This window comes from Nodosilinea sp. LEGE 06152, assembly GCF_015207525.1.
GTDB lineage: Bacteria > Cyanobacteriota > Cyanobacteriia > Phormidesmidales > Phormidesmidaceae > Nodosilinea.
The window spans coordinates 106002-128951 of sequence record NZ_JADEWR010000001.1; the positions used below are offsets into that span (position 1 = coordinate 106002).

The window sequence follows — 22950 nt, forward strand, 5'->3', positions numbered from 1 at the left end:
TTACGTTAGTTGGGCGTAAGGGTCGCAGGTTTGAGGTTTTAGGCCAATTCCCCTCGTTCTACCCTGAGAACCCTCAAACCTAAACGCCGCTAGCCGTTCCCTTTTAGCGCATGGGCGATCGCATCTACCACCCGCGACACCGCCACAATCTCCAGCCCGTCCACTTTGACCGATTGCCCCTTGGGCACGATCGCTCGCTTAAAGCCCAGCTTGGCCGCCTCCTTCAGCCGCAGCTCCAGCTGAGAGATGGGCCTCACCTGGCCGCCCAGGCCCACTTCGCCGATCAGCACCAGTTCAGGATCAACCAGGCGATCGCGAAAGCTGGCCACCACCGAAATCGCGATGCCCAAATCCGCCGCCGGTTCACCCACCGCCAGCCCCCCCGACGACGCCACGTAGGCATCCAACTTAGAGAGGGGAATGCCTACCCGCTTCTCTAGCACCGCCAGAATTTGCAGCAGCCGGTTGTACTCAACCCCTGTGGTTGAGCGCCGGGGCGAGCTGTAGCTGGTGGGGCTAACTAGCGATTGCAGTTCTACTACCAGGGGCCGGGTGCCCTCGCAGGCGACGATGGTGGCAATGCCTGGCACCTGCTCATCGCGGTTGCCCAAAAATAGCGCCGAGGGGTTGCTGATCTCGGCTAAACCGCGATCGACCATTTCAAACACGCCCAGCTCGTGGGTAGCCCCAAAGCGATTTTTGACCGACCTGAGCAATCGATGGCTGGCAAAGCGATCGCCCTCGAAGTACAGCACTGTATCCACTAAGTGCTCAAGCACTTTCGGGCCTGCGATCGCCCCCTCCTTGGTCACGTGGCCCACAATAAACAGCGAAATATTCGCCCGCTTCGCCAGCTGCATCAGCGCCGACGTACATTCCCTCACCTGCGACACCGACCCCGGAGCCGAGGTCAGCGCCGCGTAGTACAGCGCCTGAATACTGTCGATAATCGCTACCGTCGGCTTCAGCGACTCCAGCTCCATCAAAATAGTCTCTAGGTCAATCTCCGGCAGCAGAAACAGCTGCGAATCTACCGCCTCCATTCCAGACGGCTCAAACTCCTCCGGCTCCGTCTCTTCTTTTCCGTTTTCCGTTTTCCCTCTTCCCTTTTTGCCCCTACCCCCTACCCCATCACGCTCCACCGGCCCTACCGGCCCCAACCGCTGCCACCGCAGCTTCACCTGCTGGCCCGACTCTTCTGCACAGACGTACAGCACTCGCTGTCGTGCCGCCAGCTGGTTAGCCACCTGCAAGAGTAAGGTCGACTTGCCAATGCCAGGATCGCCCCCCAGCAGCACCAGCGACCCTGGCACAATGCCGCCCCCCAGCACCCGGTCTAGCTCCCCGTAGCCCGAGGGCAGCCGCGCCTGAGGATGGTCCTGGATTTGGTTTAGGGTCATCGCCAGGCGCGGCTGGCTAGCCTTAGTCGCGGTAGACACACCGCGACGCCCCAGAGCCGAAGCCCTTGTCGTGGTTTCCTTGGCCGGTTGGGCCTGCTCTACTAATGAGTTCCAGCTGTTGCAAACCGGGCAGCGACCAAAATACTGAGGCGACTCTGCCCCACATTCATTGCAAACAAAAATTGAGCGCGACTTCGCCATTGCCACCTTTCTACGACTAAGTTAGAACACGCTGAACGTCACCAGCAGTACCGCCAGACCACAACAAACGCAACAAACCTTAAAAAAGCCTGAAGCACAGGTATTTCTGGCATTCAGCATGAATCAATACACAATAGAATAAACAAATGTTTCAGGCCCTGCCTCAGCAGCATTTGGGCCTATTTTGTCAGCGGTGCCTCTGGCCACATAGCGCAATCGACTAATTAGCTTTCAAAAGTTAATCATTAAACGTTGCGATTATTTATAGAATATGACGTTACGTAGGGAGCTTTGAAAGCCTTGGAAAACAACAAAGAAAAAATTCTCGTGGTCGACGATGAAGCCAGCATTCGGCGCATCCTCGAAACTCGCCTATCTATGATTGGCTACGACGTTGTCACCGCTGCCGATGGCGAAGAAGCTCTAGAAACCTTCCGCAATGCCGCCCCTGACCTGGTGGTGCTCGATGTAATGATGCCCAAGCTCGATGGCTACGGCGTTTGCCAAGAGCTGCGCAAAGAATCTGATATTCCTATTATTATGCTCACGGCCTTGGGCGATGTGGCCGATCGCATTACCGGCCTAGAACTCGGGGCCGACGACTATGTGGTCAAGCCCTTCTCGCCCAAAGAGCTAGAGGCCCGCATTCGCTCGGTGCTGCGCCGGGTCGACAAAACCGGCATGACCGGCATCCCTAGCTCCGGTGTCATCTCCGTCAACACCATTCGCATCGACACCAATAAGCGCCAGGTGTACAAGGGCGACGAGCGCATTCGCCTGACTGGCATGGAGTTCAGCCTGCTAGAGCTGCTGGTCAGTCGCTCTGGTGAGCCTTTCTCTCGCTCTGAAATTTTGCAGGAAGTGTGGGGCTACACCCCTGAGCGCCACGTCGATACTCGCGTGGTTGATGTGCACATTTCTCGCCTGCGAGCCAAGCTCGAAGACGACCCCAGTAACCCCGAGCTCATTCTTACGGCCCGAGGTACCGGTTACCTGTTTCAGCGGATAGTGGAACCGGGCGAAGAATAGTCGGTAGGGTAGTCTGCTAGAATTTGCTCAGGTTTTTAACAGATTTAGCAGATGGGTTTTAACCGGGCACGCATTGCCATTGACGCGATGGGCGGCGACTTTGCCCCTGGCGAAATTGTCGCAGGGGCCATTCGCGCCAAGGCCGAGCTAGATGTCGATGTCGCCCTAGTCGGCGATATCGATCGAATTAAAGCTTCCACGGCCAATGTCGATCAGCTCCAGGGTATTGAGCTTGTGCCCGCCGAAGGCAGTATTGAAATGCACGAAGAGCCCCTTAGCGCTCTGCGTCGCAAGCCCCAGGCCTCCATCAATGTGGCGATGGATTTGGTCAAGCGCAACGAGGCCGACGCTGTCGTATCGGCAGGGCACTCGGGGGCGGCGATGGCGGCAGCCCTGCTGCGCCTGGGGCGACTTAAAGGCATCGATCGACCGGCGATCGGGGCGGTGTTTCCGACCGTAGTGGCCAACAAATCGGTGCTGATCTTAGATGTGGGGGCCAATGTAGACTGTCGGCCCAAGTATCTAGAGCAGTTCGCCATGATGGGCACTATCTACTCGCGCTACGTGCTCGGGGTTGAGCACCCCCGCGTCGGGCTGATCAACATTGGCGAAGAGCCCAGCAAAGGCAACGATGCCGCGCTCCGAGCGCACCAGCTTTTAGAAGAAAACCCCAACATTCCCTTTGCTGGCAATGCTGAGGGGCGCGATATTCTCTCGGGTCAGTTCGACGTGGTGGTCTGCGACGGTTTTGTGGGCAACGTGCTGCTCAAGTTTGCCGAAGCCGTAGGCGAGTCGGTGCTGCAAATTTTGCGAGAGGAACTGCCCCAGGGTGTGCGCGGCAAAATTGGCGCTTCTATTCTGAAGCCTAACCTGCGCCGCATTAAGCAGCGGGTAGACCACGCCGAACACGGTGGCGGTCTGCTGCTAGGGGTGGCTGGAGTAACGGTAATTAGCCACGGTAGTTCCCAAGCGCCGTCGGTATTTAACGCCATTCGCCTGGCCAAAGAGGCCGTCGACAACCGCGTTCAAGACCGCATTCAGGCGCAGTACCAGCGGGTTGCCATGCCCGCAGCAGACGGAGAATAACCTGTGGAACAGTTTATGCCCGGCGTGTCACTGGTGGGCAGTGGTTCGGCCTGTTTAAGCGTACAACTCACCAATGACGCTCTCAGCCAGCGCGTCGATACCTCTGACGAATGGATTACGGCGCGCACCGGCATTCGCCAGCGGCACGTCGCTGCGGTTACAGATTCCCTCTCGTCCCTTGCGGCTGAAGCTGCTCGGAATGCGCTGGATATGGCCGATCTAAGCGCCGAGGAGGTAGATCTAATTCTGCTCGCCACCTCCACCCCTGACGATCTGTTCGGCACCGCCTGCCACGTGCAGGCAGCGTTGGGCGCTACCCGGGCCGTAGCCTTTGACCTCACCGCCGCCTGCTCTGGCTTTGTGTTCGCCCTGGTCACAGCGGCACAGTACATTCGCACCGGGGTGTTCAAGAATGTGGTAGTGATTGGAGCCGACGTGCTCTCCCGCTGGACCGACTGGGACGATCGCACCACCTGCGTGCTCTTTGGTGATGGCGCTGGGGCGGTAGTGCTGCGGGCGGCTGATCGCGATCGCCTGCTGGGCTTTGAGCTGTGCAGCGATGGCTCCCTCAATCACTGCCTCAACTTGGCCTACCAACCCGAAACAGCCCCACTGGTGGGAGACATTAACGTGCAGATGGGCACCTTCTCGCCGATTACCATGAACGGGCGCGAGGTCTATAAGTTCGCCGTTAGCCGCGTCCCCGAAGTGATTGAAAAAGCCCTCTTTCGGGCCAGCCTCACCACCACCGATATCGACTGGATGGTGCTGCACCAAGCCAATCAGCGCATTCTCGACGCCGTGGCCGATCGCTTGGGCGTCCCCTCCGATCGCGTGATCAGCAATATGGCCCGCCACGGCAACACCTCTGCCGCTTCCATTCCCCTCGCCCTCAACGAAGCCGTACGGGCGGGTCAGATTCAGCCTGGCGATGTTATTGCCACTGCCGGGTTTGGGGCCGGTCTCACCTGGGGTGCTGCCATTGTTCAGTGGTGTTAATCTTGGCCCTAACCGCACCTGTTTCAGACGAACATTTTGTGAGACAGTATTGCTTTGCAGAGTAAGTAAGGTACTGGCATGGCAAACGCAGCGTGGGTGTTTCCTGGGCAGGGTTCCCAGGCGGTTGGCATGGGAGCAGATTTGGCGACCCTTCCCCTGGCCCAGGAGCGCTTTGCCCAGGCTGAGTCGGTGCTGGGCTGGTCGGTGCTCGACATCGTTCAGGATGCTGACGACAAGGTTTCCAGTACGCTCTATACCCAGCCCTGTCTCTACGTCATCGAAAGCATTTTGGCCGATTTGCTGAAGGCCAAGGGTCACCAGCCCGCTGTCGTGGCAGGCCACAGCCTGGGAGAATACGTGGCCCTCTACGCCGCCGGAGTGTTTGACTTTGCCACTGGCCTAGCCCTAGTGCAGCGCCGTTCCGAGCTGATGGCCGAAGCTTCTGATGGCATGATGGCCGCCCTGCTGGGCTTCGATGCCGACGACCTAGCCGCCAAGATTGAGGCGACACCAGGCGTTGTTCTGGCCAATGACAATAACCCTGGTCAGGTCGTAATCTCGGGCACTCCTGAAGCCGTTACAGCCGTTATGGAAGGCGTAAAAGCTAAGCGCGCCGTGAAGCTTAATGTCAGCGGGGCCTTTCACTCGCCGCTGATGGCCGATGCTGCTGCTACTTTTCAACAGGTGCTGGAGCCAGCGCCCTTTGCTCCAGCGCAGGTGCCAGTGCTCTCCAACGTCGACCCCACCCCCGCTACCGATGGGGCGGTGCTGAAGCAGCGCCTGGTGCAGCAGATGACCGGCTCGGTGCGCTGGCGCGAAATTACGCTGGCGCTGCCAACGTTGGGCATTGACACGGTGGTGGAGGTAGGGCCAGGCAATGTGCTGACGGGGCTGACCAAGCGCACCTGCCGCGATCTGGCTTTGGTAAATGTGGGCAGTATGGAGCAGGTAGACGGGTTTTCGAATTAAGGAAAGCTCTGACGCTATAACCCTGCCATGAATTCAAAATCGCCAATCCAACCTCCAAAATCACGCTGATGAGCCGCGATCGCGAACCCCCCGTCAATTTGCTGTGGTATCACCTGTTTAAGTGGTCGGTGGTGAGCCCTATGTTGGGCCTATATTTTCGGGGACGGGTCTATGGTGCGGATCAGGTGCCCAAAGCTGGCCCGCTAATTGTGGTAGCCAACCACGCCAGCGACTTCGACCCGCCACTGCTCTCCGCCGCCGTGCGCCGTCCGGTTTCCTACATGGCTAAAGAAGAGTTATTTAAGGTGCCCGTGTTAAACCAGGCCATTCGCCTCTACGGGGCCTACCCGGTGAAACGGGGCAGTGCCGATCGCAGTGCCATTCGGGAAGCCCTCAAACAGCTTGAGCAGGGCTGGGCCGTGGGCATCTTTCTTCAGGGCACCCGCACGCCCGATGGCCGCATTCCAGAGCCAAAAATTGGGGCGGCGCTGATTGCTGCTAAAGCGCAAGCACCGCTGCTGCCCGTCAGCCTTTGGGGTACTCAGCACATTTTCAAAAAGGGTTCTGCGATCCCGCGCCCGGTTCCCCTTACCATTCGCATTGGTACCCCGATCGCCCCGCCTCCCTCCAACGACCGCGCCGGCCTAGAGACGATTACGGCAACCTGCGCTGCCGAAATTCACCGCCTCCACGATCTGGGCCGCTAACTCGCTGCTCTTACTCATGGGCTCACCGACTCACCCCCATCTTCATCTGGTAGCCTAAAACAGACCGCGATCGTACCCCCTGCTGCCATGACCCAAGACCTCAAGCACGAACTCGCAGAAATGGTTGCCCCCGCCGACTGGGCCTGGATCAGCCCCCATGCCAACCGAGGGGCCGTAGTGGTAGTCGACAAAAGTTTGGACCTGGTTGAGGTGGGAGTGGCGATCGCTACCGACAATGTCACAGTTGTCAATCGATGGATAGCGGAAGCCCTGCTCATCAAACCCTCACCCTTCCAGCTCGAAATTTGGGATCAAACGGCTAAAAAGCAGTTTCAATCCCTAATTGTTCAACCTTTCGTGCTAGTGCAAGACTGTACGACTGATGAAAACTGAGGAGTCCCAGGGCCAGCCAGCCCAAGGTGCAGAATCTCCTAGCCGAGACAGCCTTTGGGCTGTTTTAGGTACCAAAAATTTAGTCAAATTTCTGCTTTTGTTTGCCAGTGGCTGGGCTGCGATTCAGCTACTGGCCTACTTTGAAGTGCTGGTGGTGGTGTTTGTAACCGCCACTATTCTGGCGTTTTTGCTGAACTACCCTGCTAGCTGGTTAAGCCAGTGGATGCCCCGTGGAGTGGCGGCGATCGCGGTATTTCTGACCTGTTTAGCGGTTGTCACGGGTCTTTCACTCACCCTGGGCATGGCCGTGATATCTCAAGGTCAGCAGCTGGCAGCCAGCATGCAAGATTTTTCTGCCTCAGTCATTCCCTGGCTCAGCAGTTTTGAAGATCTCCTAGAACGGTTAAATCTTCCCATCAACTTGCAGGGTCTAGAACCTCAGCTGCAAAACCAGGCCGTGTCTATCTTGACCACAGGACTGGGGCTACTGCAATCGACTTTGGCTAACCTAGTGCTCGCTATTTTAGTCGCAGTAGTCACCTTGTTTATGATGCTCGATGGAGCCAAGATTTGGTGGTGGCTACTCAACCATTTACCCATCCGCAACAAAATTCGGTTTAACACCGTAATTCAGCACAATCTACTGGGATTTTTTTGGGGGCGTCTGCTGCTAGCCGTATTCTCTATTACCTCTACCTTTGTGGTGTTTGCAGTTTTAGGCATGCCCTTTCCGCTTGTGTTGGCCTTTATCGCAGGTCTGTTTAATCTAATACCAGGCATTGGTGCCACCCTGGGAATAGGAATCGTGACATTGCTGCTGCTGTCTCAAGGCGTGTGGTTGGCCATTCAGGCAGTCGTCATTTGCATTGCCGTAGAGCAAGTTGAGGAGAACCTACTGCTGCCCTACGTTATGAAAGACTCGTTGGACATCAACCCAGTGGTCATGTTTTTTGCGTTAATTGTAGGGGCCACTGTAGCCGGCGTGCTGGGGCTTTTTCTGGCTGTGCCCGTAGCTGGGGTAATTATTACCTGGCTGGATATCGAAGCTATGCGGGGCAAGCCCAGCCAAGAGTAAAAACAGCCGAATCTGGCACAGGTAAGCCAATAAATACGCCATCAGCCGATAAGCTAGAACATTGACCCCCGGTGATTTTCCTCGACTTATGCCCAACGCTGCTCCGCCAGACTCCTCTATTCCTCAGGGGAAGCGGCTGCGCTTTACCCAGGCTCCTCTATCCTGGCTCTACGCCCTCTGGAAGTTTTGGCGACCCCACACCGTCATTGGCACCAGCCTCAGCGTGGTGGGCATTGCCGCTATCGTGCTGGCCGGTCTAGGGAGTAATAATATTGCCGCTGCTGGGCTACTCCTGGAAATACTGGGGCTTACCACAGCGGCCTGCCTGCTGGGCAACCTTTATATTGTCGGGCTTAACCAGCTCGAAGATATTGCTATCGATCGCGTCAATAAACCCCATCTACCCCTGGCCGCTGGAGAATTTTCTGTCGCCGATGGTAGTCTGATTGTCGCCGTAGCGGGCCTGGGAGCCATAGGGCTAGCCCTAATCGGCGGCCCCTGGCTATTGGCCACTGTGGGCCTTAGCCTGGCTATTGGCACCGCCTACTCGCTACCGCCCCTGCGGCTCAAGCGGTTTCCCTTCTGGGCCTCTGCGTGCATTCTGGCGGTCCGGGGCGCGATTGTGAATTTGGGCTTGTTTCTGCACATCAGCGATCGCCTTAACCTTCCTCTCACGGTTCCAGGCACAGTTTGGGCTCTGACGGCGTTTATTCTGCTGTTCAGCATCGCCATCGCCCTGTTCAAAGATATTCCTGACATTGAGGGCGATCGCCGCTACGGTATCAGTACGCTATCGGTCAAGCTGGGGCAACGTACCGTATTCGACCTCGCTAGGGGCATTCTTACCGTCTGCTACTTAGGCATGGTGCTTGTGGCTCCCTGGCTAGCGGGCATCAATCGGCTATTTTTAGCCGGGTCTCACCTGCTGGTGCTAAGCCTGTTGTGGTATGCGAGCCTGCAGGTGCCCCACGGCAATCCGATGGCTACAGGCCAGAGTAAGTTGGCTTACCCTCAGTTTTACCAATTCATTTGGAAGCTGTTCTTTCTGCAATATTTACTATTTCCCCTGGCCTGCTGGCTAGCTTAAGCAACGCGACTGGCGCAAAGGAACCTATAGCCATGTACGACTGCATTATTGTCGGAGCCGGCCCGGCCGGAGCCACCGCCGCCTACCACCTCAGCAAAGCAGGCCATCAGGTACTGCTGCTCGACGCCGCCGAGCTGCCCCGCTATAAGCCCTGCGGTGGCGGCGTGTCGCCCCAGGTGGCGCAGTGGTTCGACTTTGACTTTTCCCCCGCTATCTCTGTCAAGGTGCGCAAGGTACGCTATACCTTTAACCTGGCTGACCCCATAGAGGCCGAACTACCCGCTGAAAAAGCTCTGTGGATGGTGCGACGCGACGAGTTTGACTACTTTATTGTCCAGCAGGCCCAAAAGCAGGGGGCTACTTTGAAGGATAGCACCAAGGTCCAGGGCATCGAAAATCAGGGAGACCATTGGCAGGTCAACACTAGCCAAGGCCCGGTGCAGGGGCGCTTTTTAATTGCGGCAGACGGGGCACGGGGGTCTATGACAAAGTGGCTGGGGTTTCCCCAGCGGCGGTACAAGCTGGCCGCCGCCCTAGAGGCCGAACCCCGGCTGGAGGTTCCCAATGAACCCGTGGTGCATTTTGACCTGGGGCTGATTCAGCAGGGCTACCTCTGGAACTTTCCCAAGGCCGACGGCTACTCCATCGGTGGGGGAGTGTTTCGCTCTGGCCCCCAGCGTAAGCAAGACCTGCGCACTCCGGTAGCCGATTACGCCGCCGCCTTTGATGTCGATGCCAGTACCGTACAGCATTTTGGGCACCCCATCTTTATTTGGGACGGGCCGCAAACCCTGCACACCCATCGGGCGGTGCTGGCAGGCGAGGCCGCCTGCGTCGTCGATCCATTTACAGCGGAAGGCATTCGACCCTCAATATTTAGCGGAATGAAGGCGGCCCAGGCGATCGCCCAAGCGCTTCAGGGCAGCGGTACTGCCCTCGAAGCCTACACCCACACCATGAACCAGGAGTGGGGTGAGGAAATGCGCTGGGCCAGACGCCTTGCCCGTCTGGTTTACCAGGCTCCCGCCCTAGCCTACAAAGCTGGGGTTAAGCGCCCCTCTAGTACCCTCACTATGGTCAAAATCTTTTGTGGCGAGGTCAGTTACGGTGAGGTTGCCCACCGCGCCATTCGCCGCTTGAGTGCTGGCCTGCTGTCCTAGTTCTGCCCCATTCTGCAAGCCTAAACAAAAGCAATAGCCAAGACAGTCTGCCTTGGCTATTAGTTCTTAAGTATGAAAGCTAACGACTGGCACAAAAACGCGATCGCACTTTAGCCAATCGCATCCATAATTTTGAACATCGGCAAGTACATCGAGATCAGAATTGAACCGACCATACCCCCCAGCACAATAATCATAATCGGCTCCATCACGCTGGTCAGGGCTTTCACGGCCTGCTCCACCTCATCCTCATAAAAGTCAGCAACCTTCATCAGCATTGCGTCCAGTTCTCCGGTCTCTTCCCCGATGCTGATCATTTGAATAGCCATGGTCGGAAAGACCGCGTGTTTCTGAAGCGCCAGACTGATCATGCCGCCGCCCTGCACGTCCTTGCGGGCCTCATCGACAGCTTCGGCAATCACCTGGTTGCCCGCCGTATCGCGCACAATTTCTAGGGCCGTTAAAATGGGTACTCCCGACTTAGACAATGAACCAAAGGTGCGGCAGAAACGAGCCGTCGCCGTTTTTTGAATCAAGTCGCCAAACAGGGGCATCTTGAGAGACAGACGGTCGATCACTCGACGCCCGTTTAGGGTGGCGTAGTATCGCCGGTAGGCAAAGCCCGCCGCCGATATCCCCGCTATCATAAAGACCCAGTTTAGAGGCTGGCGCAAAAAGCGGCTGATCATCATCATGACTTGAGTAAAGACCGGCAGATCAGCACCTAGGTCTTCAAACATGTCGGCAAAGATCGGCAGCAAGAACACCGTCATACCGACAAAGATAATCACAGCCAAAAAACCCACCGTAACTGGGTAGGCCATAGCCGACTTGATCTGGTTCTGTAATCGGGCTAGGTCTTCCAGCAGTTTGGCCAGTCGGTTTAGCACCTCATCGAGCACACCACCAACTTCCCCAGCCTGGATGAGAGCCACATAGAGGTTGTCAAAGCAGGCCGGATGCTTGCGCATGGCGTCCGATAGGTTGGTACCCTGCTGCACATCGGCGTTAATCGCCAGCAGCGCCTTCTTAAGTTTGGGGTTAGTGCAGTCGTCCGCCAGTACCCCCAACCCCCGTACCAGGGCCACCCCGGCATTAACTAGGGCCGCAAACTGCCGAGAAAAGATGGCCTTGTCTTTCACGGTCACCTTGGTCATGGAGGTTTTGATACTCTCCAGGTCAAGGTTAAACCCGGCTTCCTCCTTCAGGTCCATCACGTAGAGGCCCTGATCTTTTAGAAGATTACGGGCATCGCTGGGAGTCTCCGCAGAAATGCGCTCTTTGCGCTGGGCTCCGCTGGTATCGCGACCAATGGCAACGTAGGTAGGCATGGCTCAATGGCTCAGTGGCTTAAAGTACTGAAATTATAGCGATGGGTTCGGTTGACCGAACCCGCTAAATCTACCCGAACTCGCGTGCTTTGTGCGTCAAGGCGCTAGTGGCGACCTGCCGCCGCCCCTTGGCGTGCTGCGGCATTGGGCGTTGGTGCTCCCCCAATGAGTCGTTGTAGCTCGTCAGGGCGAGAGGTTTTAGACATGGCTGCCTCAAAGGAAATTGTGCCTGCCTTATACAGGTCGGCCAGCACTTTCTCCAGGGTTTGCATCGCCAGCTTACCCCCAGTTTGAATTGCGCCATAAATTTGAGGGGTTTTGCCCTCTCGAATCATGTTGGCAATAGCGGGGGTGATCACCATAATTTCCTGAGCCATAACGCGACCATACTCGCCGGGTTTGACGTTTGCCTTGGGCACCAGGGTTTGGCTCAGCACCGCCACTAGAGAGCCTGACAGCTGCACCCGAATCTGCTGCTGCTGTTCGGGAGGAAACACGTCGATCATACGGTCAACGGTTTGAGCCGCCGAGCTGGTGTGCAGCGTGCCGAATACAAGGTGGCCCGTTTCTGCAGCTGAAATGGCCAGCGAGATGGTTTCTAGGTCCCGCATCTCACCCACCAGAATGACGTCGGGGTCTTCCCGCAGGGCGGCGCGCAGGGCATTGGCAAAGCTCTTGGTGTCTTCCCCAATCTGGCGCTGGTGAATAAGGCTCTTAATCGGTTCGTAGACAAACTCGATCGGATCTTCAACGGTCAGAATGTGCTCGGGTCGAGTCATATTGATGTTGTTGATCATCGAAGCCAGGGTGGTCGACTTACCAGACCCGGTTGGCCCCGTCACGAGAATAAGCCCACGCGGCTTCTCCGATAGCTCTCGCACAATGTTCGGTAACCCCAGCGTCTCCATGCTGGGAATTTTGGAACTCAGCGCCCGCAAACAGGCCGCGTAAGTGCCTCGGTCTTTGTAGACATTGACCCGAAAGCGAGCTAGACCTTTCACGCCATAGGAGCAGTCAAGCTCCCAGGTTTGCTCTAGCTGCTTGCGCTGAGTGTTGTTGAGCATGCTAAAAATCAACCGCTGACACGACTCAGGGGTCATCGGTTCGTGCTCGGTGGGCGTCAGTTTGCCGCTGATGCGGATGTAGGGGGGCAACCCCGCCGATAGGTGTAGGTCAGAGCCGCCTCGCTCAATGACCTCTTCCATCAAGTCTTCGATCATCAATTCCATAGAATTACCTCATGGGGGGGTAGAGAATGTAGGAGAGTGCAGCGTTAGAGCAGTTTGGGCGAAGTCAAAAAATAGTTAGTGCCCCAAGGCCTGGTGCTGGTAACAAGATTCCCATTTTGAAGCGAAATGCTGTCAAGATCCTTGACAAACGAATCGTTAATCTTGAAAACGAGGAGTGAGACAGTAGGGACAGTCGAGCCAGTCTTGCTGCAGCTCGGCTGCACAGCAGGCGCAGGTTAGAGAAGCCTTGCGCTTGGCCTTGAGTTCGGCCTCTAGTCCTGTATCAGTAAAGGTTACTCGTTCTACCTCATCAAGGGTGGTGTATCCCTGGCGCACCAGGTTTAAGCTGTAGGCCAGCAGAGTCTGCATGCCCTCCTCGACCGCAGCCTCTTTGATCACCTCAGTAGGTGCTCCTTCAGAAATTAGCTTTTGCAGCCGCTCAGTGACTCGCAATACTTCGTATACCCCAACCCGGCCTTTGTAGCCACCGCCCTGGCAGAGCGGGCAAAGCGTGTTGTTTCCTTTGGCGGCGGCAATCTCTTCGGCCGTCAGTGTATTGGCTTTGTAGAAGGTGATGTCGGCCTCGGAGGCGGTCGCTAGGCCAAAGTGAGCTAACTCCTCGTGGCTGGGTGTATAGGCAACACGACACTCAGAGCAGACTTTTCGCACTAGGCGCTGAGCCAGCACCCCAATCAGGGCGCTGGAGACCATGAAGGATTCAACCCCCATTTCATCGAGGCGGGCGATCGCGCCCGCCGCATCGTTCGTGTGCAGGGTCGTCAAAACCAGGTGCCCGGTCAGGGCTGCTTCGATCGCGGTCTTAGCCGTCTCGCGATCGCGGGTCTCACCCACCAGAATGACATCTGGGTCCTGACGCAAAAAGGCGCGCAGAATCGAGGCAAAATCCATTCCTTTTTCCCGAATCACCTGCACCTGAGTTAGACCCGGTAGCGTGTATTCAATCGGGTCCTCAGCGGTGCTGATGTTAATGCCGGGGTCGTTGCGCTCCGAGAGAACTGAGTACAAGGTAGTGGTCTTACCGGAGCCAGTTGGGCCTGTCACTAGCAGCAGGCCGAAGGGGCGGGAGGCCATATCCTGCACAATGCGCAGCGAGTCAGGATCGGTAATCAGCTTGTCAAGGCCGAGTTGAGTGGCAGAGTTGTCGAGAATCCGCAGCACGACCTTCTCACCACAGCGGCTGGGTAGAGTATTGACCCGGAAGTCAACCTTGCGGCCCTGAAACACCCGCCGAATTCGGCCATCCTGGGGAGCTCGACGCTCAGCGATATCTAACTCAGCAATGATCTTAAAGCGAGCGGTAACGGCGGGGATAATCTTTTTGGGCATTTTGGGCAGAGCTTCTGTGAGCACGCCATCTTTGCGAAAGCGCACCCGCAGAAACTCTTCCTGAGGCTCAACGTGAATGTCAGAAACGCCTTCTTGTAGCGCTTTGGCCAGAATTTTGTTGACCAGGGCAATCACCGGAGCTGCACCAGCATCCTTCAGGGCGGCTCCCAGGTCAGCTTCTTCGTCAATAACGTCTTCTAGACTGCCATCGCCAAAGTCGAGTTCTTCTAGGTTGGTGTTGACGTCGACGGCAGCATCTAGCTCTTCTTTTTTCTGTTTGGCGACCGCATCGTCTAAGTAGGTCGACATCAACCGCTGATAGTCTTCAACGGTGATCACCATACGCTTGAGAGCCAGATTTTGGGGCCGCAAAATGCGGTTGAGATCGTCCTGGGCCTCCAGGTTCTCGGGGTCAACCATGGCTACCAGCACTGAGGAGACATCGCCCTCACCCTCATCCTTAGATAGGGGCACTAGACGGTGACGACGGCAGATATCAACCGGCACCAGGGTATCGATCAGGTGGCCAATCTGGGCCGGGGAGATGTTGTCGAGTTCCGGATCGAGCGACTCAACGCCGTAAAGAATTTTAAGCTCGAAGAGCTGCTGCTTTTTATACTGGCGCAGGAGCTCGGGGGAGAGTTGCTGCCCGGTGAGCGATTCAAGGACATCAGTTAGCGACTGCCCACTTTTGCGGCTCTCTGCCAAAGCTTTTTGCATCTGCTCAGAGTCAACATAGCCCGCTTGAATGAGCTTGTTGCCGAAGGGCGAAAAGCTCCGCTGGAGTACCAGAGCTCGTCGGGAGGAGGAGGAATTAGTCATAGCGCTGATGCCAAAATACTGATGTGAAGAAGGCTTGAACCCAATCCTATGCAGGCAGTATGCCCTAAACGGGAGGCTGCACCTACTGGTTAGCGCGATCGCAAGCCCTACCCGCGTTGACCCCGTAGTCTCGATAATACCCTTATCCAATTTATCTGCACCACGGCAGGACCAGGTGGGCTCATCTTGCGGGCCAAGGTTGGCGGAACTTGGAGCGGTGAAACCCGCAATCCACGATAGAATCAGAGGCAGTGCTAAAGGCAAACCACTGCGGCAGGTTTAGTTCCTGTTGGGGTAGGCTTTAAGCCCAGACAAAATTGTTGCATTCACCGTCGGGTTACGTATCAGCATGGTTGACGACATTCACCACCCCGAGAACGATCCAGCTTCTGAACCTGAAGCGATCGAAGAACTCCTTGAAGCAGACGCCGTTGACATCGACTTTGACGAGATGGTTGAGGCGGCGGCAGCTACCGTTGACCCTGTCGAACAACCCGCCACCGAGGGGGGCAGTGCTGATGCTGCCGTTGTGGCCGATTTGGAACGTCAGGTGGCAGGGTTAAAGGCTCAGCTCGAAGACCGGGCCAACCAGTCAATGCGCATTGCTGCCGACTTTGAGAACTACCGCAAGCGCACCAGCAAAGAAAAAGACGAGTTGGCCACTCAGATCAAAGGTGACACTGTTATTGAGTTATTGCCGGTTGTCGATAACTTTGAGCGGGCGCGATCGCAGATCAAGCCCCAAACTGAAGCTGAGATGACCATTCATAAAAGTTATCAGAGCGTCTACAAGCAGCTCGTTGAAACCCTCAAGCGCTTAGGGGTTTCGGCTATGCGTGCTGAGGGCCAGGAATTTGACCCGCTGCTGCACGAGGCCGTGATGCGCGAACCTACCGCCGACCACCCTGAAGGGTCGGTGATTGAGGAGTTTGTGCGGGGCTATCAATTGGGCGATCGCGTGCTGCGTCACGCTATGGTGAAGGTCGCTGCTCCGCCAGAAGATGGCCCCAGTAACATCGATGCTGGAGATGGGAGCGCATCCGAATAGGTCGAGATCGGTCAGTAGTCAGTGTGCTACAGCGCTGATCAAAGTTCTCTAGATAGAGCGTTTTTGCCCCCTATCTGCCCTGGTCCGAGTTACATACCCTGAAAATTGCCGCTGCAAACGATAACTTCCTGAGTGTAAGCGGGCAACCTAGTCACATTAGTCCGGATATAAAGCAATCTGGGCCGATTTTGGAAGGGTATAGCGAACGATTAAGTGAGCACCGTGGGCTATGGGTAAAGTAATCGGTATCGACCTAGGAACGACCAACAGCTGTGTCGCCGTGCTAGAAGGCGGCAAGCCGGCTGTAATTTCCAGCACTGAGGGGGGCCGTACGGTACCCAGCATTGTTGGCTTTGGCAAAAATGGTGAACGACTGGTGGGCCAACTGGCCAAACGCCAGGCGGTTACCAACGCCGAAAATACGGTTTACAGCATCAAGCGATTTATTGGCCGTCGCTGGGAGGATACCGAGGCTGAACGCAGCCGTGTACCCTATGTCTGCGTTAGTGGACGCGACAATACGGTAGACGTGCAGATTCGGGGCAAGGCGTTTACGCCCCAGGAAATTTCGGCCATGATTCTGCAAAAGCTTAAGCAGGATGCTGAAACTTACCTGGGGACAGAAGTGACCCAGGCAGTTATTACTGTTCCGGCCTACTTTACCGACGCCCAGCGGCAGGCTACTAAAGATGCCGGCACTATTGCTGGTTTAGAAGTACTGCGCATCATTAACGAGCCAACGGCAGCCGCCCTATCATACGGCCTTGACAAGCAGGACCAAGACCAGATTGTGCTGGTGTTTGACCTCGGCGGCGGCACGTTTGATGTCTCTATTCTGCAGCTAGGCGACGGCGTTTTTGAGGTTAAGGCCACCGCTGGCAACAACCACCTCGGGGGCGACGACTTCGACAACTGTATTGTTGAGTGGATGACGGCCGCTTTTCGAGAGACCGAGGGTATTGATCTCTCCGCCGATCGCATGGCGCTTCAGCGCATTCGGGAAGCTGCCGAAAAGGCCAAGATCGAGCTGTCGAGCATGCCTTCGACCTCAATTAACCTACCGTTTATCACGGCCGATGAGTCGGGTCCAAAACACTTAGAAATGGCCCTCACTCGCGCTCAGTTTGAGCAGTTTGCCTCAGAACTAATACAGGCTACTCTAGAACCCGTCAAGCAGGCGCTTAAAGATGCAGACCTCAGTCCCGATGCGATCGATCGCATTCTCCTGGTAGGCGGGTCTACTCGCATTCCGGCCGTGCAGCAGGCCATTAGCGCCTATTTCAACGGTAAAGCTCCCGATCGCTCTGTCAATCCTGATGAAGCTGTTGCTCTAGGGGCGTCAATTCAAGCGGGGGTACTGGGGGGCGAGGTCAAAGATCTGCTACTGCTGGATGTTACGCCGCTCTCCCTGGGAATCGAAACCCTAGGGGAGGTGTTTACCAAGATCATTGAGCGCAATACTACTATTCCTACCAGCAAATCTCAGGTATTTTCCACCGCTACTGACGGCCAAACCTCCGTTGAAATCCATGTCCTGCAGGGCGAGCGGGCCATGGCCAAAGACAACAAGAGCCTGGGTAAGTTTGAGTTGACTGGCATTCCTCCGGCTCCGCGGGGGGTGCCGCAAATTGAGGTGTCTTTTGAAATTGACGCCGACGGCATTCTTAAGGTAGCGGCCCTTGATAAGGGAACCGGTCGCGCCCAGAGCATCTGCATTACCAACACGGGTGGCCTTAACGACAGCGAGGTCGAGCGCATGCGCCTGGAAGCCGAAACCTACGCCGATGAAGACGGGCGGCGACGGCAGCTGGCGGAGCTCACGAACCGGGCCGACAACCTGTTCTACAGCTACGAGGCTACCCTGCGCGACCATGGCAGTCTGCTCGACGATCTGGCCAGAGCCGATCTAGAAGAGAAGGCCAATGAGCTGCGGGCAGCTACCCAGTCTCCTAGCATTGACGTTGGCATATTCCAGGGGTGTATTGATGCGCTGCAGTCGGCTATCTTTGCCATTGGTACCAATGTCTACCGCGATGCCGAAGGCAGTGCTGATGTAGACATGGATATCGCGACAGCAGATTTTGCCAACGTTGCGGCCGGAGAGGATGGCTATGATGAGGCGACCTACGATAGTGACTCAGAGCTAGATGCTACCGTCACTGCCGACTACGAAGCCATTGACTAGGGTTGGGGTTGGGGGCGGGTATCACCCCTGGTCAAAGTGGGCACTCCTTTTAAAATGGTTTAATGTTTGATTGTTGCTGGAGTTGTCTAGGTAGCCCCCTATGGCCCGTGATTTCTATGACATTCTAAGTATTTCGCGCAACGCCGACCAGGATGAAATTAAGCGGGCCTATCGTCGATTGGCCCGTAAGTACCACCCGGATGTCAATAAAGATCCTGGGGCTGAAGATACTTTCAAAGAGATTAACCGGGCCTACGAAGTGCTTTCAGAACCCGAGACTCGGGCTCGTTACGATCGCTTTGGAGAAGCTGGGATTGGGGCTGGCGCTGGTGGCTACCAAGACTTTGGTGACATGGGCGGCTTTGCTGATATCTTTGAAAGCTTCTTTAGCGGATTCTCGGGCGGTGCGGGCCAGGGTGGCAGGCGTCGGGGACCAACGCGAGGCGACGACCTCCGCCTCGACTTACGCCTCGACTTTAAAGAGGCTGTATTCGGTGGCGAAAAGGAAATTAAAATCAGCCATTTAGAAACCTGCGGCACCTGCACGGGCAGTGGGGCTAAGCCTGGTACGCGCCCCAGCACCTGCGGTACCTGTAGCGGCACCGGCCAGGTGCGGCGGGCAACCCGTACGCCCTTTGGCAGTTTTACTCAGGTATCGGCCTGCCCCACCTGTAGTGGCACTGGTGAAGTCATTGAGGACCGCTGTGAAGTGTGCGGCGGCAGTGGTCAGACCCAGGAGACCAAGAAGCTGAAGATTACCGTGCCGGCAGGGGTCGATAACGGTACCCGACTGCGGGTTTCGGGGGAAGGCGATGCCGGACTGCGGGGCGGCCCGGCCGGCGACCTGTACGTTTACCTGTTTGTGGCCGAAGACGCAGCCTTTAAGCGTGACGGCATCAATATTCTCTCTGACCTAAAGATTAGTTATCTACAGGCAATTCTGGGCTGCAAGCTTGCTATCGACACTGTTGATGGTCCCGAAGAACTCGACGTGCCGGCGGGTACTCAGCCCGGTACTGTGCTCACCCTTGACAATCGGGGGGTGCCTAAGCTGGGTAATCCAGTCAGCCGGGGAGATCACTTAATTACAGTTCAGGTCGATATTCCGACTCGACTTAAGCCTGAGGAGCGCGAGCTGGTTGAAAAACTGGCGGAGATTCGCGGCGACAAGGTCAATCGAGGCGGCATCGAAGGCTTTTTAGGGGGGCTATTTCGAGGATGAGTCATTCAGCGTCTACCCCTGTGGATAGCCAGTTGGACTTGCGGGGTACCCCCTGCCCAATCAATTTTGTGCGCACCAAGCTACAGCTTGAGAAAATGGCCCCAGGAGCCCTGCTGGAGGTGTGGCTGGACGCTGGCGAACCGGTGGAGCAGGTGCCCGATAGCTTGACGATGGAAGGCTACGCGATCGAACGCCTGGAGCCCTGTGTCGACTATTTTGTTCTGCACGTGCGGCGTCCGGCCTAGGTAATGGCATTGTGCGGCCCCAGCGGCGTTGATAACGCTGGCCCCTGGGGGCTGGTGATTGCAACTCAGGCCAACTATTACCGAGTCAAGTTGGACACAGCTGCGCCCGACGCGGTTATGTCTGATGCGGCTGTGCCCTTCAAGACGTCCGGAGGCGTTTTGCTGTGCACCCGACGAGCACGGCTTAAGAAAACTGGCCAACAGGTGATGGWGRRRKMSCSSSWSTKSCTGNAGGRKMTAGATTGGGCTGGGGGGCGAGCTGCGATCGCAGCCGTGGCCCCTCGGCAAAGCGTACTTGAACGTCCGCCAGTGGCCAATGTCGACCAAATTTTGCTGGTCTTTGCCCTGGCGGAGCCCAATCTAGATCCTCAGCAACTGGGGCGATTTCTAGTTCAGGCTGAATCTACAGGAGTGCCGGTAAGCGTCTTGCTCAATAAGCAGGACCTGGTCAGTGCCGACACTCGATACTATTGGCAAGACCAGCTCAGCCAGTGGGGCTATACGGTCACCCTCATGAGTGTTCAGGAAGAAGATGCTCCCCTTGCAACGCTCCAGCCGCTGCTGCAAGGACATACAACCGTTATTTCTGGGCCGTCTGGGGTAGGCAAATCAAGCTTGATCAATCGGCTCATTCCCCAAGCCAGCCTAAGAACAGGCGCGGTATCGGGCAAGCTGAGTCGAGGGCGGCACACTACCCGCCATGTAGAGCTGTTTGAGCTACCGGGAGGCGGCTTGCTGGCCGATACGCCTGGCTTTAACCAACCTGATTTAGCCCTTACCCCAGCCGCCCTGGGCCAGTGTTTTCCAGAACTGCGGCAGCGACTTGCCCAGGGGCAATGCCAGTTTAGTGACTGCTTGCATCGGGGTGACCCTGGCTGTGCAGTGGATGCTGACTGGCCGCGCTACGACTTCTACCTGATGCTGTTAGAGGAGGCTCTGGCCTACGAGGACAACCTGCAGCGGCAGCGAGACCCCGATGCCGCCCTCAAGCTCAGGGTGGGCGAGAAGGGACGGCAGCACCAGGAACCTAAGCTTCAGGCTAAAAAGTACCGCCGCCCGTCGCGCCGCCAGCAGAAGCAAACCCTTGAGGCGCTATACCAGGACAGCGATGAGCAGACGGATGCTCTGGATCCACAGTTGGAGGATGGGGAGTTGAGCTGATGCGTCAATACCTGGAGAAGGAGGTATTTGGTAGGGCTCACGCAATCTAGGCGCAAGTGAAATTAGGCGAATTATTAAAAAACTGAAACTCAGCTGGATTTTATATTTTCTTCTTTTTCTAGCAGGGTTTTCCCCAGGGTTTTCCCCAGTTACGCCCAGGTTTTCCCCAGGCGCGAACGGTATTACAACCGTTTGAGCTAGAACTGAACGTTGAAGTTGTCCACAGGTACGCCCGATCTATTGTGTAGCTGTAGCTACAGTTGAATTTGGCGGGGATCGCTGAAACCCTTAAAGCCTCGTCTAGGGCCAATTTGGGATAGCGGATTAGGGAGCGGTTGGCAAGATTGACATCCCCCGGCCATCTGGTGACAATGATGCGACCAGCTTACACAGCGCTTCTGTTCCAACCTCGCGAGTGGCCTCCAAATTCCCTACCAGTAAGGGATCCAGTCGCCGAAGGATGTTGGCAGGGGCAGTATTTTGGCGTCTAGTTTCAGATTGGGGAAGTGGAGATGAGTGAACAATCAATGACGGCAATGGCATCGAGAATTAGTTTGAGCGTGGAAGTGCCGGAGGAACTGTTTGAGGCCATGCGCGACTACGTGGAGACCCACCCGTCCTGGAGCCAGCATCGGGTGTTTTGCGCGGCACTGTCACTATTTTTGATGCAGAACGGCATCAGCGATCGCCGCATTAACCGCCTTTATCTCGATGCCGTGTTTGATTACGCGGCCTAACCTAGTCGCAGCCTGAAATATCTCAATCTTGAGCCATTTCTAAAGCAAGGAAGTTCTAAAGCAAGGAAGTTTCAGGGCCGAGCCACTTAGGGAGAATTTTGGCGCACTGCCCCTCCCAATGCCGTTACCAAAGCATTTCATTGTTCTATTCAGGGTCGTTTTGAAGGCTGAGACCCAGTAGGCAAAGGGCACCTCCACTCAGTGGAAGTGCCCTTTGCTTTTTTAGGGATAGTTATGGATAGACCACAGACAAACGTTTAGGACGCTGGCTCAAGGCGAATCAGCCGTCCGTTGGAGTCATCGGTGAGTACGTAGAGAAAGCCGTCTGGACCCTGGCTAACCGACCGCACCCGCTGGCCAATGGGAATTGAGGTTTCGTTGACCACGCTGCCGCTGCTGGGGTCTAGCTCAATACGTTTCACGTCTTGCGACACTAGCCCACCCGCAAACAGATGGCCCTGCCACTGGGGATAGCGATCGCCCCGATACACCGCCAGTCCCGACGGTGCAATGGACGGTGTCCAGTAGGTGACGGGGTCGACCATGCCGGGGCGCGACTGTTCGGTAGAAACGGGGCCGCCAGAATATTCTTCGCTGTAGGTGACCACCGGCCAGCCGTAGTTTTCGCCCGGTTCTAATCGGTTGAGTTCGTCGCCGCCCCGAGAGCCGTGCTCGGTAGACCAAACTTGATCAGTCTCCGGATCTAGGGCCAGGCCCTGAATATTGCGGTGACCGTAGCTCCAAATTAACGGGTTGGCGTCGGCCTCGTCGAGAAAGGGGTTGTCGGCGGGGGCATTGCCCTCGTCGGTAATGCGCACGACCGAACCAAGGAGCGACTGACGATTTTGGGCCTGGTTACGGATCAGCTCGCCCTCGAGTTGTAGGGGCGGGTTGCCGCCATCGCCCAGGGCCACCAGCAGTGTGTCGTCGGGCAGCCACAGCAGACGAGAGCCAAAGTGCTGCCCGCCAGACTTGTCGCGATTGTTGGTAAAGATGACCGTCCAGTCGGTGAGGGTGTTGCCATCTAGGCGAGCGCGGGCGACCTGAGTGCGGTTAGTTTGCTGATTGCCGTCGGCGTAGGCAAAGTAGATTAAGCCGTTAGTTTCGAACTGGGGGTGCAGGGCGAGGTCTAACAGCCCGCCCTGGCTCAGGGCCAGCACGTTGGGAACGCCAGCGATGGGGGTAGGGTCTAGTTCGCCATTACTGACCCGGCGCAGACGACCTGGACGCTCGGTAATCAGCATGTCGCCGTTGGGTAGCCAGACCATGCTCCAGGGGTGCTCTAGCCCCTCAATTAGGGTGACAGGCTCTACTGACTCGACCACGGGAGGAGGTGAGGATTGGGCAGTTTCTTGAGCCGGTTCCGGGGCGGTTTCGCTAGCGGGGCCACTCTGTGGGGCAGAGGCGGCGCAGCTAACTAGAGCAAAACTCACAATTAGGGGAGCAAAAAGGGGTTTATACCAGTGAGAACCCATAGTCAGGTAGGTGTATTAAAGGTCGTAACGGTTGAATCAATC

At 56.5% G+C, this 22950-nt stretch carries 19 protein-coding genes and 1 pseudogene; 15 read left to right on the top strand and 5 right to left on the bottom strand.

What is annotated here, in order from left to right:
• Positions 1–89 precede the first annotated feature (89 nt).
• On the bottom strand, positions 90–1601 hold the full coding sequence (radA, locus tag IQ265_RS00510) for a DNA repair protein RadA (protein ID WP_194050261.1): 1512 nt from the start codon (positions 1599–1601) through the stop codon (positions 90–92).
• 300 nt (positions 1602–1901) lie between these two features.
• Here radA and rpaB point away from each other — a divergent pair, with 300 nt between their 5' ends.
• The 9 genes from rpaB (at position 1902) to IQ265_RS00555 (ending at position 10106) form a co-directional block, all read left to right on the top strand.
• On the top strand, positions 1902–2630 hold the full coding sequence (rpaB, locus tag IQ265_RS00515; RefSeq protein WP_026072530.1) for a response regulator transcription factor RpaB: 729 nt from the start codon (positions 1902–1904) through the stop codon (positions 2628–2630).
• Between the two features lie 51 nt (positions 2631–2681).
• The gene (gene plsX / locus IQ265_RS00520) at positions 2682–3716 is read left to right on the top strand and encodes a phosphate acyltransferase PlsX (RefSeq protein ID WP_194050262.1); all 1035 of its coding nucleotides are present in this window, start codon (positions 2682–2684) and stop codon (positions 3714–3716) included.
• Between the two features lie 3 nt (positions 3717–3719).
• On the top strand, positions 3720–4715 hold the full coding sequence (locus tag IQ265_RS00525) for a beta-ketoacyl-ACP synthase III (protein ID WP_194050263.1): 996 nt from the start codon (positions 3720–3722) through the stop codon (positions 4713–4715).
• 78 nt (positions 4716–4793) lie between these two features.
• Positions 4794–5684, top strand: a complete 891-nt coding sequence (fabD, locus tag IQ265_RS00530; RefSeq protein WP_194050264.1) for an ACP S-malonyltransferase — start codon at positions 4794–4796, stop codon at positions 5682–5684.
• 68 nt (positions 5685–5752) lie between these two features.
• Positions 5753–6391 (top strand): lysophospholipid acyltransferase family protein, encoded by a 639-nt coding sequence (locus IQ265_RS00535; RefSeq protein WP_194050265.1) that lies wholly within the window; start codon positions 5753–5755, stop codon positions 6389–6391.
• Between the two features lie 87 nt (positions 6392–6478).
• Entirely contained in the window at positions 6479–6784 is a 306-nt protein-coding gene (locus IQ265_RS00540) for a DUF2288 domain-containing protein (protein WP_194050266.1), read from the top strand.
• A complete protein-coding gene (locus tag IQ265_RS00545; RefSeq protein ID WP_194050267.1) occupies positions 6774–7859 on the top strand; it encodes an AI-2E family transporter in 1086 nt (361 codons plus the stop codon). The genes IQ265_RS00540 and IQ265_RS00545 overlap by 11 nt, the downstream gene beginning before the upstream one ends.
• 88 nt (positions 7860–7947) lie before the next feature.
• Positions 7948–8946: a homogentisate phytyltransferase gene (locus IQ265_RS00550; protein WP_194050268.1), complete on the top strand. Its 999-nt coding sequence runs from the start codon at positions 7948–7950 to the stop codon at positions 8944–8946.
• Positions 8947–8978: 32 nt separating this feature from the next.
• Positions 8979–10106 (top strand): geranylgeranyl reductase family protein, encoded by a 1128-nt coding sequence (locus tag IQ265_RS00555; RefSeq protein WP_194050269.1) that lies wholly within the window; start codon positions 8979–8981, stop codon positions 10104–10106.
• Between the two features lie 110 nt (positions 10107–10216).
• Here IQ265_RS00555 and IQ265_RS00560 read toward each other — a convergent pair whose 3' ends face one another.
• From IQ265_RS00560 to IQ265_RS00570, 3 genes are all read right to left on the bottom strand, one after another.
• The gene (locus IQ265_RS00560) at positions 10217–11437 is read right to left on the bottom strand and encodes a type II secretion system F family protein (RefSeq protein WP_194050270.1); all 1221 of its coding nucleotides are present in this window, start codon (positions 11435–11437) and stop codon (positions 10217–10219) included.
• A gap of 104 nt (positions 11438–11541) precedes the next feature.
• A complete protein-coding gene (locus IQ265_RS00565) occupies positions 11542–12666 on the bottom strand; it encodes a type IV pilus twitching motility protein PilT (protein ID WP_106866578.1) in 1125 nt (374 codons plus the stop codon).
• A gap of 156 nt (positions 12667–12822) precedes the next feature.
• Complete coding sequence (locus IQ265_RS00570) at positions 12823–14835, bottom strand: GspE/PulE family protein (RefSeq protein WP_194050271.1); 2013 nt, start codon at positions 14833–14835, stop codon at positions 12823–12825.
• A 349-nt stretch (positions 14836–15184) separates the two neighbouring features.
• On the opposite strand from IQ265_RS00570, the gene grpE reads away from it, so the two are divergent.
• The 6 genes and pseudogenes from grpE to IQ265_RS00600 all read left to right on the top strand — a co-directional run bounded on the left by grpE (position 15185) and on the right by IQ265_RS00600 (position 21433).
• Positions 15185–15883, top strand: a complete 699-nt coding sequence (gene grpE / locus IQ265_RS00575; RefSeq protein ID WP_194050272.1) for a nucleotide exchange factor GrpE — start codon at positions 15185–15187, stop codon at positions 15881–15883.
• 229 nt (positions 15884–16112) lie between these two features.
• On the top strand, positions 16113–18068 hold the full coding sequence (gene dnaK / locus IQ265_RS00580) for a molecular chaperone DnaK (protein ID WP_194050273.1): 1956 nt from the start codon (positions 16113–16115) through the stop codon (positions 18066–18068).
• Positions 18069–18168: 100 nt separating this feature from the next.
• On the top strand, positions 18169–19290 hold the full coding sequence (dnaJ, locus tag IQ265_RS00585; protein WP_194050274.1) for a molecular chaperone DnaJ: 1122 nt from the start codon (positions 18169–18171) through the stop codon (positions 19288–19290).
• The gene (locus IQ265_RS00590) at positions 19287–19535 is read left to right on the top strand and encodes a sulfurtransferase TusA family protein (RefSeq protein WP_194050275.1); all 249 of its coding nucleotides are present in this window, start codon (positions 19287–19289) and stop codon (positions 19533–19535) included. The genes dnaJ and IQ265_RS00590 overlap by 4 nt, the downstream gene beginning before the upstream one ends.
• A gap of 3 nt (positions 19536–19538) precedes the next feature.
• Positions 19539–20696: pseudogene (rsgA, locus tag IQ265_RS00595) on the top strand (small ribosomal subunit biogenesis GTPase RsgA).
• Between the two features lie 512 nt (positions 20697–21208).
• The gene (locus tag IQ265_RS00600) at positions 21209–21433 is read left to right on the top strand and encodes a DUF2811 domain-containing protein (RefSeq protein ID WP_106866571.1); all 225 of its coding nucleotides are present in this window, start codon (positions 21209–21211) and stop codon (positions 21431–21433) included.
• 257 nt (positions 21434–21690) lie between these two features.
• Here the strand turns inward: IQ265_RS00600 and IQ265_RS00605 are convergent, their stop codons facing one another.
• A complete protein-coding gene (locus IQ265_RS00605) occupies positions 21691–22869 on the bottom strand; it encodes a PQQ-dependent sugar dehydrogenase (protein ID WP_347404899.1) in 1179 nt (392 codons plus the stop codon).
• Between the last annotated feature and the right edge of the window lie 81 nt (positions 22870–22950).

Bases quoted from the DNA above. Each gene is read 5' to 3' on its own strand.
- radA (WP_194050261.1), bottom strand. From the start codon at position 1,601: ATGGCGAAGTCGCGCTCAATTTTTGTTTGCAATGAATGTGGGGCAGAG.
- plsX (WP_194050262.1), top strand. From the start codon at position 2,682: ATGGGTTTTAACCGGGCACGCATTGCCATTGACGCGATGGGCGGCGAC.
- fabD (WP_194050264.1), top strand. From the start codon at position 4,794: ATGGCAAACGCAGCGTGGGTGTTTCCTGGGCAGGGTTCCCAGGCGGTT.
- IQ265_RS00535 (WP_194050265.1), top strand. From the start codon at position 5,753: ATGAGCCGCGATCGCGAACCCCCCGTCAATTTGCTGTGGTATCACCTG.
- IQ265_RS00540 (WP_194050266.1), top strand. From the start codon at position 6,479: ATGACCCAAGACCTCAAGCACGAACTCGCAGAAATGGTTGCCCCCGCC.
- IQ265_RS00545 (WP_194050267.1), top strand. From the start codon at position 6,774: ATGAAAACTGAGGAGTCCCAGGGCCAGCCAGCCCAAGGTGCAGAATCT.
- IQ265_RS00550 (WP_194050268.1), top strand. From the start codon at position 7,948: ATGCCCAACGCTGCTCCGCCAGACTCCTCTATTCCTCAGGGGAAGCGG.
- IQ265_RS00555 (WP_194050269.1), top strand. From the start codon at position 8,979: ATGTACGACTGCATTATTGTCGGAGCCGGCCCGGCCGGAGCCACCGCC.
- IQ265_RS00560 (WP_194050270.1), bottom strand. From the start codon at position 11,437: ATGCCTACCTACGTTGCCATTGGTCGCGATACCAGCGGAGCCCAGCGC.
- IQ265_RS00565 (WP_106866578.1), bottom strand. From the start codon at position 12,666: ATGGAATTGATGATCGAAGACTTGATGGAAGAGGTCATTGAGCGAGGC.
- IQ265_RS00570 (WP_194050271.1), bottom strand. From the start codon at position 14,835: ATGACTAATTCCTCCTCCTCCCGACGAGCTCTGGTACTCCAGCGGAGC.
- grpE (WP_194050272.1), top strand. From the start codon at position 15,185: ATGGTTGACGACATTCACCACCCCGAGAACGATCCAGCTTCTGAACCT.
- dnaK (WP_194050273.1), top strand. From the start codon at position 16,113: ATGGGTAAAGTAATCGGTATCGACCTAGGAACGACCAACAGCTGTGTC.
- dnaJ (WP_194050274.1), top strand. From the start codon at position 18,169: ATGGCCCGTGATTTCTATGACATTCTAAGTATTTCGCGCAACGCCGAC.
- IQ265_RS00590 (WP_194050275.1), top strand. From the start codon at position 19,287: ATGAGTCATTCAGCGTCTACCCCTGTGGATAGCCAGTTGGACTTGCGG.
- IQ265_RS00600 (WP_106866571.1), top strand. From the start codon at position 21,209: ATGAGTGAACAATCAATGACGGCAATGGCATCGAGAATTAGTTTGAGC.